Annotated in this window: 15 protein-coding genes; 9 read left to right on the top strand and 6 right to left on the bottom strand. The window is 70.4% G+C overall.

Annotated features, from left to right (window positions below; translation table 11 throughout):
• Positions 1-344 (bottom strand): M17 family peptidase N-terminal domain-containing protein (locus VHK87_RS06365; protein ID WP_329634060.1); only part of this gene is annotated, 344 nt, incomplete at its 3' end.
• Positions 345-471: 127 nt separating this feature from the next.
• Here VHK87_RS06365 and lptF point away from each other — a divergent pair.
• The 6 genes from lptF (at position 472) to rsmA (ending at position 8369) form a co-directional block, all read left to right on the top strand.
• Entirely contained in the window at positions 472-1608 is a 1137-nt protein-coding gene (lptF, locus tag VHK87_RS06370) for an LPS export ABC transporter permease LptF (protein WP_329634061.1), read from the top strand.
• Entirely contained in the window at positions 1605-2708 is a 1104-nt protein-coding gene (lptG, locus tag VHK87_RS06375) for an LPS export ABC transporter permease LptG (RefSeq protein WP_329634062.1), read from the top strand. The genes lptF and lptG overlap by 4 nt, the downstream gene beginning before the upstream one ends.
• A gap of 73 nt (positions 2709-2781) precedes the next feature.
• Positions 2782-5157, top strand: a complete 2376-nt coding sequence (locus tag VHK87_RS06380; RefSeq protein WP_329634063.1) for an LPS-assembly protein LptD — start codon at positions 2782-2784, stop codon at positions 5155-5157.
• Positions 5158-5200: 43 nt separating this feature from the next.
• Positions 5201-6544: a peptidylprolyl isomerase gene (locus tag VHK87_RS06385; protein WP_329634064.1), complete on the top strand. Its 1344-nt coding sequence runs from the start codon at positions 5201-5203 to the stop codon at positions 6542-6544.
• Positions 6541-7548 carry a 4-hydroxythreonine-4-phosphate dehydrogenase PdxA gene (gene pdxA, locus VHK87_RS06390; protein WP_329634065.1) on the top strand — a complete coding sequence of 336 codons (1008 nt, stop codon included), beginning with the start codon at positions 6541-6543 and terminating at the stop codon, positions 7546-7548. The genes VHK87_RS06385 and pdxA overlap by 4 nt, the downstream gene beginning before the upstream one ends.
• Entirely contained in the window at positions 7545-8369 is an 825-nt protein-coding gene (gene rsmA, locus VHK87_RS06395; RefSeq protein WP_329634066.1) for a 16S rRNA (adenine(1518)-N(6)/adenine(1519)-N(6))-dimethyltransferase RsmA, read from the top strand. The genes pdxA and rsmA overlap by 4 nt, the downstream gene beginning before the upstream one ends.
• On the opposite strand, the gene VHK87_RS06400 is transcribed toward rsmA, so the two are convergent.
• The 5 genes from VHK87_RS06400 to VHK87_RS06420 all read right to left on the bottom strand — a co-directional run bounded on the left by VHK87_RS06400 (position 8366) and on the right by VHK87_RS06420 (position 12367).
• Positions 8366-9136, bottom strand: a complete 771-nt coding sequence (locus tag VHK87_RS06400) for a CAP domain-containing protein (protein ID WP_329634067.1) — start codon at positions 9134-9136, stop codon at positions 8366-8368. The genes rsmA and VHK87_RS06400 overlap by 4 nt on opposite strands.
• Positions 9137-9439: 303 nt before the next feature.
• Complete coding sequence (locus VHK87_RS06405) at positions 9440-9748, bottom strand: hypothetical protein (RefSeq protein ID WP_329634068.1); 309 nt, start codon at positions 9746-9748, stop codon at positions 9440-9442.
• Positions 9749-9880: 132 nt separating this feature from the next.
• Positions 9881-10471, bottom strand: coding sequence for a hemerythrin domain-containing protein (locus tag VHK87_RS06410; protein ID WP_329634069.1), 591 nt, complete (start codon positions 10469-10471; stop codon positions 9881-9883).
• A gap of 57 nt (positions 10472-10528) precedes the next feature.
• A complete protein-coding gene (locus VHK87_RS06415; protein WP_329634070.1) occupies positions 10529-11524 on the bottom strand; it encodes an MDR family oxidoreductase in 996 nt (331 codons plus the stop codon).
• A 9-nt stretch (positions 11525-11533) separates the two neighbouring features.
• Positions 11534-12367 (bottom strand): enoyl-CoA hydratase-related protein, encoded by an 834-nt coding sequence (locus VHK87_RS06420; RefSeq protein WP_329634071.1) that lies wholly within the window; start codon positions 12365-12367, stop codon positions 11534-11536.
• An 80-nt stretch (positions 12368-12447) separates the two neighbouring features.
• On the opposite strand from VHK87_RS06420, the gene VHK87_RS06425 reads away from it, so the two are divergent.
• The 3 genes from VHK87_RS06425 to VHK87_RS06435 all read left to right on the top strand — a co-directional run.
• Positions 12448-12948 (top strand): metallophosphoesterase family protein, encoded by a 501-nt coding sequence (locus VHK87_RS06425; protein ID WP_329634072.1) that lies wholly within the window; start codon positions 12448-12450, stop codon positions 12946-12948.
• Between the two features lie 41 nt (positions 12949-12989).
• A complete protein-coding gene (locus VHK87_RS06430; protein WP_329634073.1) occupies positions 12990-13358 on the top strand; it encodes a PilZ domain-containing protein in 369 nt (122 codons plus the stop codon).
• A gap of 87 nt (positions 13359-13445) precedes the next feature.
• A partial coding sequence (locus VHK87_RS06435) for a PLP-dependent cysteine synthase family protein (RefSeq protein ID WP_329634074.1) occupies positions 13446-14090 on the top strand: 645 nt, incomplete at its 3' end.

The raw sequence follows: 14090 nt of genomic DNA on the forward strand, positions 1-14090 counted from the left end.
GCTTCTGGCAGGCGCACCCGCAGCACCGGCAGGCCGGAGGTCTTCACGGCGTTGTAGGCGGCGGCGGCGGCGTGCTCGACGGCCACGTCGTCGAGGACTTCGGCCTTGCCGGCGCCGACCAGCAGCACGCGGGCCGCGCCCGCCTCGGCCGCGCCGAGCAGGTCCAGCACCTGGCCCTTGGCGCCGGTGAAGCGCGCCGCAGCCAGCGCCCGGGTGACCGCGCCGCCCGTGCGCGCGTCGAGCGCGCCGGCCTCGCCGCCCAGGGTGTCGCCCTCCATGACCACCAGGGCCAGGGCGGTGCGCTCTGCGAACGGGGCGTCGGCCCCAACGAATTCGATGTCCATACCGGTCTCTTGCACGGGGTCGGGTAAGCGGGCCGCTGCGCCGGTTGCGCCGGGCGGCCGCGGATGATTTAGAACAGCTTCACGGCCGGGGCGCGCCGAATCTCCGAGGAGAGGGCGAAAAATTTTGATGGCCCTGATCGACCGCTATCTCCTGAAGCAGCTGCTGGGCCCGACTATCCTGGCGACGCTCGCCCTGACGGCGGTGGCCCTGCTCAGCCAAAGCCTGGCGGCGCTCGACATCATCGTCAGCCAGCGCCAGACGGCGCTGATCTTTGGCAAGATCACCCTGCTGGCGATGCCCCAGCTGATCAACATCGTGCTGCCGATCGCCCTGTTCGTCGCCGCCCTGGTGGCGCTGAACCGGCTGCACACCGAGCAGGAGATCGTCGTCTGCTTTGCCGGCGGCATGAGCCGGGCCCGGGTGATCGCCCCGGCCATGCGCCTGGCCAGCGTGGTGGCGCTGATCGCCCTCGTCATGAACCTGTGGGTCCAGCCGGCCGCCTCCCGGGAGATGCGGCGGACGGTGTTCAACGTGCGCACGGACCTGGCCTCCACCCTGGTGCAGGAGGGCGAATTCACCCAGCCCGCGCCGGGCCTGACGGTCTACGCCCAGTCGGTGGCCAACGGCGGGCGGATGCGCAACCTGTTCATCCACCAGGAGTCCGACGACGGCGGAGCGACCACCTACACCGCCGACGAGGGCCAGATGGCCACCCGCGACGGAAAGCCGGTTCTGGTGCTGAAGAAGGGTTCGACGCAGGAGTTCAGCCGCGAGGGCGTGCTGCAGTTCCTGGCCTTTGAGGAATATGTCTTCGACCTGGGTCCGCTGTCGGAAACCACCGATCTCGTCCACTACAAGCCCTCCGACCGCTACCTGCATGAGCTGTTCTTCCCCGACCTCACGCAGATCTGGGAGCAGAACAACCGGCTCGACCTGCTGGCCGAGGGCCACCGGCGGCTGGCCACCCCGCTCTACAACCTCGCTTTCATGTCCCTGGCGCTGTGGGCGATCATCGGCGGCGGCTTCAGCCGTCTGGGCTATGGGCGACGGATCGCCATCGCCAGCGCCGCGGCGGGGGGCGTGCGCATCGTCGGCTTCATCGTGGAAGCGGGATGTGAATCAGAGGCTTGGCTCAATATTCTACAGTTTGTGATTCCGCTGGGGACGATGGTCGTGGCCCTGCGCGCGCAATTCCGGCAGCGGGCCTCGCGGTATATCGACATCCGGCAGCGGCGCGCGCCCCTGGCGCCGGCGGCGGCATGATGCGGATCGGGGCCCTCGAGCGCTATGTCATGGGGCGCGCCTTCGGCGGCGTCGGCGCAGCGCTGGCGGTGATCGCCTCGGTGGTGGTGCTGGTGCAGTTCGTCGACCTGTCGCGCTCGGTGGGCGTGCGGGCCGACACTACGGTGGCCCAGATCTTCGGGCTGACCATGCTGCGGGCGCCCTCGGTGATCCTGGTGCTGCTGCCCTTCATCTTCCTGTTCGGGGCCATGGCGGCCTATGTCGGCCTGAACCGGCGCAGCGAGCTGGTGGCGATGCGGGCGGCCGGCGTCTCGGCCTGGCGGTTCATCCTGCCCACGGCGGGCGCGGCCCTGGTCGCCGGGGCCATCGCGGTGGGGGCGATCAATCCTCTGGCCGCGGCGCTGAACGCCCGGTTCGAGCGCGAGCGCGCGGACCTTATGGAGAACTACCTGACCGACGTGCCCAAGGAGGTGTGGCTCAGGCAAGGCGACGCCAACACCCAGATCGTCATCCACGCCCGGGCGCGGGACATGGCCGAAGGCGTGGTGCGGCTGAAGAAGGTCTCGCTGTTCATCTACCAGAAGAACCCGCAGGGCCTCTTGGAATTCCGCCGCCGGCTGGAGGCCGAGGAGGCCCGGCTGATGCCCGGCTTCTGGGACCTGCGGAACGTGCGCGAGGCCACCGCCGGCGAGCGGTCGGTGAGGTCCGAGCGACTGACCATCCGCTCCAGCCTCGACAGCCAGGGCGCCCTGGAGCGGTTCTCCTCGCCCGAAGCGATCGCCTTCTGGCGGCTGCCCAGCGCCATCCGCCTGACCGAGCAGGCCGGCTTCACCGCCGCCCCGTACGAGCTGCGGCTGCACCAGCTGCTGGCGACGCCCGTGCTGTTCGCGGCGATGACCATCCTGGCGGCGGCCTTCTCGCTGCGCCTGGCGCGGCTGGGCGGTCTGGGCGGTCTGGCGGGCGCCGGCGTGGCGCTCGGGTTCGTGTTCTTCTTCTTCAACGAGTTCGCCGGCGCGCTGGCGGAGGCCGACATCCTGCCGCTGGTCCTGGCGGCCTGGGCGCCGCCGCTCGTGGCGTTGCTGTGCGGCCTCACCCTGCTCTGCTACACCGAAGACGGTTGAATCGCGCGCCTCGGGGCGGCTATCCAAAGGCCAAGGCGGCGGGCCGCTTCGAAGTTGGGGAACCCACGATCTCATGAGTTCGCTTCGGCGCCTGGCGTCCACCTCGGCCAAACGCGTCCTGTTGGCGGGCGCCGCCTGGGCGATACTGTCCGGCGCGGCGGCTCACGCCCAGGCCCCGGAGGCGCCCGGCCCCGACGGCCTGCGCCCGGACGAGCTCTACATGGAGGCCGACCTCGTCACCTATGACGACAAGGGCCAGATCGCGACCGCCACCGGCGAGGTGGAGGTCCGCTACCAGGGCCGCACCCTGCGGGCCAACGAGTTGGTCTACGACCAGACCCGCGGCGTCATCACCGCCAAGGGGAACGCCCAGATCCTCAACGCCGACGGCACGGCCGAATTCGCCGATGAGATCGTCCTCGACGAGGAGATGAAGGCCGGCGCGGCGATCGGCTTCTCCGCGCGGCTGCAGCAGAACGTGAAGATGGCCGCGGCGACCGCCGTGCGGCGCGACGAGACCCATCACGAGCTGAACCGGGCGATCTACACCCCCTGCGACACCTGCGTCGGCGAACAGCCGAAGACGCCTACCTGGTCGATCCGGGCCGACCGCATCGTGCAGGACAAGGACCGCCAGATCGTCTGGTACCGCAACGCCGTCATCCAGGTGTTCGGCGCGCCGGTCCTGTTCCTGCCGGTCTTCTGGCACACCGATCCTCAGGCGGAGCGCAAGTCCGGCCTGCTGCCGCCGAAGCTCGGGATCTCGGACCGCCGCGGCCTCTCTTACGAGCAGCCCTACGTCCACGTGATCTCGCCCTACTCCGACGTGGTGATCAGCCCACAGATCAACACCGAGGTGAATCCGTTCCTGAACCTGCACTACCGCAAGCGGTTCTATTCGGGCGAAGTCGACGCCCGGGTCGGCTACACCTACGAGAAGGACTTCGACGGCGACGGCGACCGCTTCGGCGACGCCACGCACCGCAGCTACATCCTGGCTTCCGGTGCGTTCCGCCCGGCCGAGCACTGGCGCTGGGGCTTCACCCTCGAGCGCACCTCGGACGACTTCCTGTTCGACAAGTACGAGATCGGCGACGTCTTCGAATCCCGCGGCCCCTATGTGGCTGACGACCGGCGGCTGATCTCCCAGACCTACGGCATCCGACAGGACCAGAACTCCTACCTCTCCATTGCGGCGATGAGCATCCAGGGCCTGCGCCCAGATCCCAGCCGCCCGCCCATCGTGCTGCCCGACGGGACCCAGTTGGTGCAGGCGGAAAACGACCGGCTGTTCCCGGGCATCGCCCCGCTGATCGAAGGCCGCTGGGAGCCGGAGCAGAAAATCGCCGGCGGCCGACTGCGGCTGCGCGGCAGCGCCGTTGGGCTGTTCCGCGAACAGTCGCACCTGGCGCTGCCCGGCCAGATCGCCAGCACGGTCACCACCCCCTACGCGCCCGGGCTCGACAGCTTCCGCTCCACGGTCGAGGCCGACTGGCGGGCCAGCCACGTGACCTCGGCGGGCCTGCGCGTCGATCCGTTCGTGCAGGCGCGGTTCGACGCCTACAGGCTGAACGACGTGCCGGGCCGCAACTTCGGCTCGGACAGCTTCACCCGCGGCCTCGCCGTCGCTGGCGTCGACCTCAGCTGGCCATTCTTCCGCAGATTTTCGACCGGGACGGTCGTGCTCGAGCCGCTCGTGCAGCTGGCCGTATCGCCGGACGCGCAGCAGGTGGAGATCATCCCGCGCCTGCCGCCCGCGGGACTGTTCCCCGCCACCGACCCGGTCTACCTCAACGAGGACAGCCTCGCCTTCGAGTTCGACGAGACCAATCTCTTCCGACCGAACAAATTCCCGGGCTTCGACCTCTACGAGGACGGGGCGCGACTGAACGCCGGCGGCCGGGCCTCAGTGCTCTGGGACGACGGGCGGCGGGCCAGCTTTCTTCTCGGCCGCAGCTTCCGCAGCGAGACCAACGAGGTCTTCCCGGCCCGCAGCGGCCTGCGCGGCCGCAGCTCGGACTGGATCGTCGCCGCCGAGGCCGAGCCGCTGCCGGGCATCTCCTTGTTCGGCCGCGCGCGGCTGGACGGCGACAGCCTCGAGATGCGCCGGGCCGAGTTCGGGGCCAACGCCAACACCAGCCGCGGCTACGGCTTCGTGCGCTACCTGCGCGACGACCTCGACATCGGCGGAACGCGCCGCGAGAACATCGACCTGGGCGGCCGGCTGACGCTGCACAAGAACTGGGGCGTGTCGGCCTACGGCAGCCGCGATATCCAGCAGGACGCCTGGGTGGTCCGCGACCTCGGGGTCTTCTATCAGGACGAGTGCACCCTGTTCGAAGTGATCTACCGCCGCGAGGATGCGATATCTGGCCGCCTTGGACCTTCGGACTCCATTGCTATACGCCTAACGCTCGCCACATTGGGCGAACCTATCTATGCCGACTGACCAGACGCGGCGGTACGGCCGCAACCCAGGAATGATCCCGACCATGATCCGTGCGCCGAAAGCCCGGGGGCAGTTCGCCCGCGGCGCGGCTCTCTTCGCCGCCCTGTGCGCCGCCGGCGCGCCAATGGTCGGCTCCGCCCAGACCGCCCAAGCCCCCGCCCCTGCGCCGGCCGCCCCAAGGCCCCAGGGGATCTCCGAGTCCGTGGCGGCGGTCGTCAACGACGACGTCATCTCGACCTTCGACCTGGCCCAGCGGATGCGGCTTCTGGTCGCCACCTCGGGCGTCCAGCCGACGGAGCAGAACCTTCCGCAGTTCCAGCGCGAGGCGCTGGTCTCGCTGGTCGACGAGCGGCTCCAGTTCCAGGAGCTGCGCAAGGTCGAGCAGGAGCAGAAGATCGACATCATCGCCAGCGACGAAGAGGTCGACCAGGAGCTCGCCCAGCTGGCCCAGGGCAACAACATGACGCCCGACCAGTTCAAGGCCATGCTTTCTGCCCAGGGCGTCGAGCGCTCCCTGCGCGAGCAGCTGCGCGCCCAGATCAGCTGGATGCGCTGGATCCGCGGCCGCTACGGCTCGCGCCTGCGCATCGGCGAGGACCAGATCAAGGCGGTGCAGGCCAACATCGCGGCCTCCGCCAACAAGCCGTCCTACCAGATCAGCGAAGTGTTCATCGACGCTGCGCGGGTCGGCGGGATGGAGAACGCCACCACCGGCGCCAACCAGCTGGTGACCCAGCTGCAGCAGGGCGCGCCGTTCGCGGCCGTGGCCCGCCAGTTCTCGGCGGCGCCGACCGCGGCGGCCGGCGGCGACGCCGGCTGGGTAGCGGCCGGTGAGATGGCCCCCGAGCTGCAGACGGTGCTCGACCAGATGCGCCCGGGACAGCTCTCGCGCCCGATCCCGGTGAAGGACGGCGTCTACATCGTCTATCTGCGCGACAAGCGCACGGGCGCCGGAGCCACCATGGTGCGGCTGAAGCAGGCCGCCGTCGCTCTGCCCGCCGAGGCGTCGCGGGCGCAGGTGGCCGAGGCGACCGCCAAGCTCGAGCAGGTCCGCGCCAAAGGCCCGACCTGCGAGACCCTCGAGACCGTGGCGGCGACCGTGCCCGGCGTGGTCGCCGGGGATCTGGGCGAAGCCGAGCCGAAGGACTTGTCCCCGGCCTTCCGCACGGCGGTCGAGAGCGCGGCCGACGGGCAGTTCTCCAGCCCGCTGCGGACCCAGGCCGGGCTGCACCTGGTGGCCGTCTGCGGCCGGCGGGCCGGCGGCGCGGCGGCCGAGGCCGCCAGCCGCGAGCAGATCGAGAACCGGCTCTACGGCCAGCAGCTGACCATGATCTCCCGCCGCTACATGCGCGACCTGCGCTCCTCGGCGACGATCGAGACGCGGTGAAGCCGGGGCCCCTCGCCCTTACGCTGGGAGAGCCGGCCGGCGTCGGCCCGGAGATCATCGTCAAGGCCTGGAGCGAGCTCCGGGCCGCCGGCCCGCCGTTCGTGGTGATCGGCGACGCACAGTCGCTCGCCGCCGCCTCCGCGGCCGGCGCCTCGATCCTGCGGCGGGTGACCTCGCCGGAAGAGGCGCCGCGCCTGTTCCGCGAGGGCCTGCCGGTGCTGGACATCCCGCTCCGCGCGCCCGTTGTCGCCGGCCAGCCTTCGGCCGCCGCCGCCTCGCTGGTCATCCGCTGGATCGAGACCGCGGTTGGCCTGGCCCTGTCGGGTGCGGTCTCCGGCCTGGTCACCGCGCCGATCGCCAAGGCTCCCCTCTACGCGGCCGGCTTCAAATTCCCCGGTCACACCGAGTTCCTGGGCGAGCTCACCGCCGCCGCCAGCTACGACGGCGCCCGCGGACCGGTGATGATGCTGGCGGTTCCGGGGCTTCGGACCACGCTGGTCACCATCCACGAGCCGATCTCGAAAGTGCCTTCGCTCCTGACCATCGAGCGGATCGTCAATGCGGGCCTGGTCACCGCCCAGTCGCTGCGGCGGGACTTCGGGATCGCCGCGCCGCGCGTGGCGGTCGCCGGCCTCAATCCGCACGCCGGCGAGGCCGGCTCGCTCGGACGCGAGGAGATCGACGTGGTGGCGCCGGCCATCCGGGCGCTGAAGGATCTGGGGGTGGACGCCAGCGGCCCTTGGCCGTCGGACACCCTGTTCCCGGAGGAGATGCGCCGCCGCTACGACGCGGCCCTGTGCCTCTACCACGACCAGGCGCTGATCCCGGTGAAGATGCTGGACTTCTGGGGCGGGGTGAACGTCACGCTCGGGCTGCCGATCGTGCGCACTTCGCCCGACCACGGCACCGCCTTCGACATCGCCGGCCGCGGCGTGGCGCGGCCGGAGAGCCTGATCGCCGCCATCCGCCTGGCCGACGAGATCGCGCGCCGGCGGGCGGGATGACCGCGCTGGCCGAGCTGCCGCCGCTGCGCGAGAGCCTGGAGGCCCATGGCCTGCTGGCGCGCAAGAGCCTGGGCCAACACTTCCTGCTGGACCTCAACATCACCCGCAAGATCGCGCGGCTGGCGGCGGTCGGCGACGGCGACCTGGTGATCGAGGTGGGGCCGGGCCCCGGCGGCCTGACCCGTGCGCTGCTGGAGACCGGCGCCGAGGTGGTCGCCATCGAGAAGGACGCCCGCTTCCTGCCGCTGCTCGAGGAGCTGGGCGCCGCCGCGCCCGGCAAGCTGCGGGTCGAGCTCGCCGACGCGCTCCGCGCGGACGAGGTCGAGATCGCCGCCGGCCGGCCCGCCAACATCGTCTCCAACCTGCCCTACAACGTCGGTACGCCGCTGCTGGTGAAGTGGCTGACCGGCCCGTTCCAGCCGGCGGCCATGACCCTGATGTTCCAGAAGGAGGTCGCCCAGCGGATCGTCGCCGCGCCGGGCGCCTCGGCGTACGGTCGGCTGGCCGTCATCGCCCAGGCCTGCGCCCAGGCGCAGATCGTCATGGACGCCCCGGCCCGCGCCTTCACCCCGCCGCCCAAGGTGGATTCCGCCGTGGTGCGCCTGACGCCGCGGGCGGACCGGCCGGCGCCGGCGCTGCTCGAAGCCCTGCAGACGGTGACCGCCGCCGCCTTCGGACAGCGGCGAAAGATGCTGCGCTCGAGCCTGAAAACGCTGGGCGGCGAGGCGCTGTGCGCCTCCGCCGGAATCGATCCGGCTCGGCGCGCGGAGACCCTCTCGATCGCCGAGTTCCAGGGACTGGCCGCCGCGCTCGGCCGCTAGCCGCGCACGAAGATCGGGCCCCAGAGGATCTGGATCCCGCCCTGGACGCGCCGGTGCGGGCGAAGCTGATAGACCGCCGGGCCCAGCTCGAACCCTACACCCGCGGTGAACGGGCCCGCCAGCCGCCGCTCGTTCTGCGGATCGGTCAGTTCGAAGTCCCGCAGCTCCGGCGGCGCGCTGGCGATGGCGCGCGCCAGCTCCGCCTCGTCGCGCAGGCGGAAGGGTAGCGGCCGCTCCAGCGCCCCATCGGGCCGCGCGTAGAGGCCGACGGCGATGGTTCGCAGCCCCGCCTGGACGACCCCGAACGCCGCGTGGGTATGGGTGGGCTTCATCAGCCCGGTCCAATGCGGCGGGCTCTTACGCCAGACGCCCAGCAGGTCGGCCGCCGTCGGAGGCGCGCCGCCGGTGCGCACGGCTATGTTCTCGCTCGCGGAGGCCAGGATCCGCCGCGAGAGGATGGACACCCGGTGCGAGGGATCAAACCCCTCTGGGGAGACGTGCTCGACGTATCGCCGGGCCGCCAGGTCGGCGGCGTGAGCACGGGCCGCCAAGGCCAGTTCGTCGCTCCAGGCAAGGGTGGTGCGGCCGGCGCCGCGGCGGGCGGCGTTTGTCGCCTCCAGCAACGCTTCGGCAACGCCGAGCTGGAAAAACCCGCCGCCGGTGTCGGTCAGCCGGGCCTGCAACCGCGCTTCGTAATCGATCCAGGTCTGCACCTGCAGCGGGCGCGGACCCGCGCGCGATGCAGCCGGCGCAGCGAGGCTCGCCACGCCGGCCGCCAGGAACTGGCGGCGGTCGAGTGGTGCGGAATGTGAAGGGTAAGCCACGGGCGGGTTGGGTGCCGGGACGCCGGCGCAGCGCGTCCGAGGAATCAAGGCGCCGGCCGATCAGCCGCTCCGATCCAGAGGGGCTGGGGGGGCTGTTCAGGTCCAGACCATCACGTCCGACCGACCGACGATGCGACAGTCGCTGAGCGGTATGGCCGACGAAGGCCCGGATAAGGGCCATTTCTGGACCGCAGCCTGAACAGAACGGGAGGAGCCCCCGGCAAACGGGCGCTCCCCCACGCTCGACTACTTGGCCGCGTCCTGTGCGGCGTTCTCGGCCCCTTCACCGGCCTTCTCGGCCGCCTGACCTGCGTCCGCGGCGGCTTCGCTGGCGTTGGCGGCGGCCTGATCGGCGGTGGTCGCCATCGCATCGCCCGCGGCGGCGGTAGACGCGGCCGCGTTGGCGGCGGCGGCGTCGGCGGCGTTGTCCGTAGCTACGGCGGCGTCGCTGGCGGCGCCGGCCGCCTCATCCGTGGCTTCCTCGGCCTCGTTCTGCTGGCAGGCGCTGAGGCTGAGGGCAAAGGCGGCTGCGGCCGCGAGAGTCAGAATCCGCATGGTGGGTCTCCCTGATGAGCCCGGTCGCGCAGGCGCTCTCCGAGCCCGCGACGCGGGACCCGAGCCCTGCTCCGCCGGGCGCGCGGGCATGGTGAAGCGAAAACCGTGGCCGTGTCCACGTTCGGGTGGGCGCTAGCCGGGGTTCACCCCGGGCCGGGCGCCGGGCGCGGACGGCGGCGTGGCCACATCGGTCCCCTCCTCCGCCGTTGGCTGATCGACGCCGAGGAAAGTCCGTGTCTCGGCCGGCGGCAGGCCGGCGCCCTCGGCCTCCTGCATCAGCTCGGCCTTGCGTGCGGCCATCTCCTCGCCGAGGCGGTGCAGGTCGACGTCGGCCTTGCGGCTCTGGACGAACAGGCCCTTCCGCTCGTCCTCCTCTTCCTCGACGTGGTGCTCGATGGCCTCCTTCAGCACCTTCACTTTCGCCGACTGGAAGGCCTCCTCCGCACCGCCGGCCTCGATCTCGTTGATCAGAACCTTGGCGGCGTCATGTTCCACGTAGGCCTCGTCGAGCAGGTCGTCCTCGACCTTGCCGCGCACCGCCGGGTAGAAGATCTCCTCCTCCAGCATGGTGTGCACTTTGAGCTCCAGGCAGATGCGCTGCGCGAGCTGCTGCTTCTCCTGATCGGCTTCTGCGGCCTCGAACTGCGAAAACAGCCCCTCCACCGTGCGATGATCCTCCATCAGGAGGTCGATCGCGTCCTTGGACATCTCTTGCTCGGCCATCGCCTGGCTCCTTGTTCTGGGATGCCAACGGCGGGGGTGATGGGGTGTTCCACCCTCTCAGGCGTTTACGTCGATCACCATCCGGCCGCGCACCTTGCCGTCCAGTATTTCGCCGGCAAGCCTCGGCAGGTCTCCGAGGGCGGCGCGGCTGCTCATGGCGTCCAGCTTGTCGAGGTCGAGTTCGCGGGCCAGCCGGCTCCAGGCGGCGATGCGGTCAGCCTTCGGCCGCATCACGCTGTCGACGCCCATCAGAGTGACACCGCGGAGGATGAACGGCGCGACCGAGCCCGGCAGGTCCATACCCTGGGCGAGGCCGCAGGCCGTCACCACGCCGCCGTAACGTGTCTGGGAGAGGACATTGGCCAGGGTGTGGCTGCCGACCGCGTCCACCGCGCCGGCCCAACGCTCGCGCGCCAACGGCCGGCCCGGCCCGGAGAGCTCGCTGCGGTCGATCAGCTCGGCGGCGCCCAGCCCCTTGAGGTAGTCGCCCTCGGTGTCCTTGCGCCCGGTGGAGGCGACGACCCGATAGCCGAGGCCGGCCAGCAGGGCGACGGCGACGCTGCCCACGCCGCCGGCCGCGCCGGTGACCAGCACCTCGCCCTTGTCCGGGTTGAGGCCGCCCTTCTCCAGGCCCATCACGCACAGCATGGCGGTGTAGCCGGCGGTGCCGACGGCCATCGCCTGCTCCGGCGTAAGGCCGGTGGGCAGCTTGACCAGCCAGTCGCCCTTCACCCGGGCCCGCTGCGCGTAGCCGCCGTGGTGCGTCTCGCCGACACCCCAGCCGTTCAGCACGACTTTGTCGCCGGCCTTGAACTCCGGATGGCTGGAGCTCTCCACCTCGCCGGCGAAGTCGATCCCGGGGATCAGCGGCCAGACGCGCACGACGGGCGAGCGGCCGGTCAGCGCCAGGCCGTCCTTGAAGTTGACGGTGGAGTATTCGACCTGGACGACGACGTCGCCGTCCATCAGATCGGCCGTAGACAGCTCTTCGAAACGGGGCTCCTGGCCTGCGTCGGTCTTATGGACGCGCAGGGCGCGGAAGGTGTCGCTCATGTCAGTCTCTCAACCCGCCTTTTCCGGAGCCTTCAGGCCGAAGCGCTCGCCTTTTCTGCCACGCACCGCAAGGTCCACCGTCGCCAGGCGCTTGAGGCCCTCGGCGCGCATGGCCGAACCGGGCATGTACATCATCGCCTGGTAGTCGCCGAGGCTGTCCTCGACGGCGTTGGTGAAGCCCTGGTGGTCCTGGGCCTTGTTCATCTGGATCTTGGCCATCCGCAGCGCCTCGGGGCTGTTCTCCGCCACTCGCCGCGCCCAGGCGTAGGTCTCGCGCTCCAGGTCGGGCTTGGCCAGCACGCGGTTGACGAAACCGTAGCGGGCCGCCTCGTCGGCCGAGATGAACCGGCTCTCGAAGCACAGCTCCTTGGCCCGGCGCACGCCGATGTCCCACGGGATGGAGTTGTACTCGACGAAGCCGCCCAGGAACTCAGCGTCCTCGGCGGCGAAGACCACGTCCATGGCCGCGGCCAGCATCCAGCCGGCGTAGATGCAGTAGCCCTCCACCATCGCCACCGTGGGCTTGGGAAAGTTGCGCCACTTCAAGAGGAGGTCGAGATTGTACTTCTTGAACTGGTCGTAGCGCTCGATGCCGTCCCGCGCGCCGAGGCTGCGGCGGTAAGCCATCCCCTCCTCCGAGCCGAGGTCGTGGCCGGTGGACCAGACGCCGTTCGAGCCGCGGACCACGACCACGAGGACGTCGCGGTCCGCCTTCGCCTGCTCGAAAGCGGCGTCGATCTCGTCCAGCATCCGGTAGTCCTGCGCGTTGCGGACCTGCGGGCGGTTGAGGGTGATCGTCGCCACTCCGGCGTCCGTACCGTACAGTATGGTCTGGAATTCCACGCCTTCCACCTCCCTTTCGCCTTATCGTTGCCCCGACACTAGGAGGGCGCCGCCCCTCAAGCCAAGGCGTTAGGAGGGCGATGGCGGTCTTCTTCACCAGCGACACCCATTTCGGCGACCACCGGACGCTGAACCTCTACAAGCGGCCCTTCGCCTCCATCGGGGAGATGGACGAGGCCCTGGTGGCGAACTGGAACGCCGTCGTCGCCCCCGACGACGTGGTCTGGCACCTGGGCGACTTCGCCCGCACCGCCCGGCGGGCCGCCGAGATCCTGCCGCGGCTGAACGGCGAGAAGCACCTCGTCACCGGCAACAATGACCCCCCGTTCGCCGCCGGCGACGGCTGGGCCAGCGTCCAGCCCTACGCCGAGACCGAGGTGGGCGAGGTACGGCTGGTGCTCTGCCACTACCCGTTCCGAAGCTGGAACGGGCAGCACCGCGGCGCCCTCAACCTGCACGGTCACAGCCACGGCCGAATGAAGCCCCTGCCCCGCCAGTTCGACGTCGGCGTGGATGTGCGCAACTACCGGCCCGTCACCCTGGCCGAACTGACGGCGCGCACACCACCCGGTAACCGGTAAGCTTCATGAGCCGGAAACCCTAAGGCGGCTAGGGTCCGCGCATGACCGAACCCGCCACAGCCCGCAGCGCCATGACCGACAGCTTCCCGATCGAGCGCCGCGCGGAAGTCCGCGAGCCGACCAACGTCCGCGCGCGCATCTGCTATGGCGAGAACTTCGGCGCCTGGGCGGATTGCACCATCAAGAACCTGTCCAAGAGCGGGGCGATGCTGGAGGTGGCGGCGGTCTACCCGATCCCGCCGACCTTCACCCTGATCCACATTCCCGGCGGGGTGGCCTTCACGGCCACCATCAAGTGGCGGCGGGGCGATCTGTGCGGCGTGTTCATGAAGGACCGCACCGAGCTGAAGCTGATCCCGGCCTCCGAGCCGAACAAGATCCGCGATCTCTGGGCCGCTTTGGCCACCTGACGGGCAGGCCAGCGACTTTACAGCCCACGCGCCCCTTCGCTTAATGCCCGCGCGCCGAGACGAGCTCGGCGATCCGCGGAGGCCCACATGGCGCGCTATCAGAACATCCTGCAGACGGTGGGCCGCACCCCCGTCGTGCGCATCAACCGTCTCGCGCCCGGCCACGTGAACCTCTGGGTCAAGGTCGAGGCGTTCAATCCGCTCGGCTCGGTCAAGGACCGCCTGGCGCTGGGTGTCATCGAAGCGGCGGAGGCCTCGGGCGAGCTGAAGCCCGGTCAGACGGTGATCGAGGCGACCAGCGGCAACACCGGCATCGGCCTCGCCATGGTCTGCGCCCAGAAGGGCTATCCCCTGGTGGTCACCATGGCCGAGAGCTTTTCGGTGGAGCGGCGCAAGCTGATGCGCTTCCTGGGGGCGAAGGTGGTGCTGACCCCAGCCGCGATGCGGGCCACCGGCATGGTGGAGAAGGCCAGGGAGCTGGCCGCCACCCACGGCTGGTTCCTGACCCGCCAGTTCGAGAACGAGGCTAACGCCGACATGCACTCGCGCACCACGGCGCGGGAAATCATCGACGATTTCGCCGGCGAGAAGCTGGATTATTGGGTGACCGGCTACGGCACCGGCGGCACGCTGAAGGGCGTAGCGCGAGTACTGGCCAAGGAGAGCCCGGACACCAGGATCATCGTCTGCGAGCCGGCCGACGCCGCACTGCTGAGCTCTGGCGAGTCCCAG

This window comes from Phenylobacterium sp. (assembly GCF_036263695.1).
Taxonomy (GTDB): Bacteria; Pseudomonadota; Alphaproteobacteria; order Caulobacterales; family Caulobacteraceae; genus Phenylobacterium.

Excerpts from the sequence above, each read along its gene's own strand:
- VHK87_RS06380 (WP_329634063.1), top strand. The coding sequence starts at position 2,782 with ATGAGTTCGCTTCGGCGCCTGGCGTCCACCTCGGCCAAACGCGTCCTG.
- rsmA (WP_329634066.1), top strand. The coding sequence starts at position 7,545 with ATGACCGCGCTGGCCGAGCTGCCGCCGCTGCGCGAGAGCCTGGAGGCC.
- lptF (WP_329634061.1), top strand. The coding sequence starts at position 472 with ATGGCCCTGATCGACCGCTATCTCCTGAAGCAGCTGCTGGGCCCGACT.
- VHK87_RS06415 (WP_329634070.1), bottom strand. The coding sequence starts at position 11,524 with ATGAGCGACACCTTCCGCGCCCTGCGCGTCCATAAGACCGACGCAGGC.
- VHK87_RS06425 (WP_329634072.1), top strand. The coding sequence starts at position 12,448 with ATGGCGGTCTTCTTCACCAGCGACACCCATTTCGGCGACCACCGGACG.
- VHK87_RS06410 (WP_329634069.1), bottom strand. The coding sequence starts at position 10,471 with ATGGCCGAGCAAGAGATGTCCAAGGACGCGATCGACCTCCTGATGGAG.
- VHK87_RS06430 (WP_329634073.1), top strand. The coding sequence starts at position 12,990 with ATGACCGAACCCGCCACAGCCCGCAGCGCCATGACCGACAGCTTCCCG.
- VHK87_RS06405 (WP_329634068.1), bottom strand. The coding sequence starts at position 9,748 with ATGCGGATTCTGACTCTCGCGGCCGCAGCCGCCTTTGCCCTCAGCCTC.
- VHK87_RS06385 (WP_329634064.1), top strand. The coding sequence starts at position 5,201 with ATGATCCGTGCGCCGAAAGCCCGGGGGCAGTTCGCCCGCGGCGCGGCT.
- lptG (WP_329634062.1), top strand. The coding sequence starts at position 1,605 with ATGATGCGGATCGGGGCCCTCGAGCGCTATGTCATGGGGCGCGCCTTC.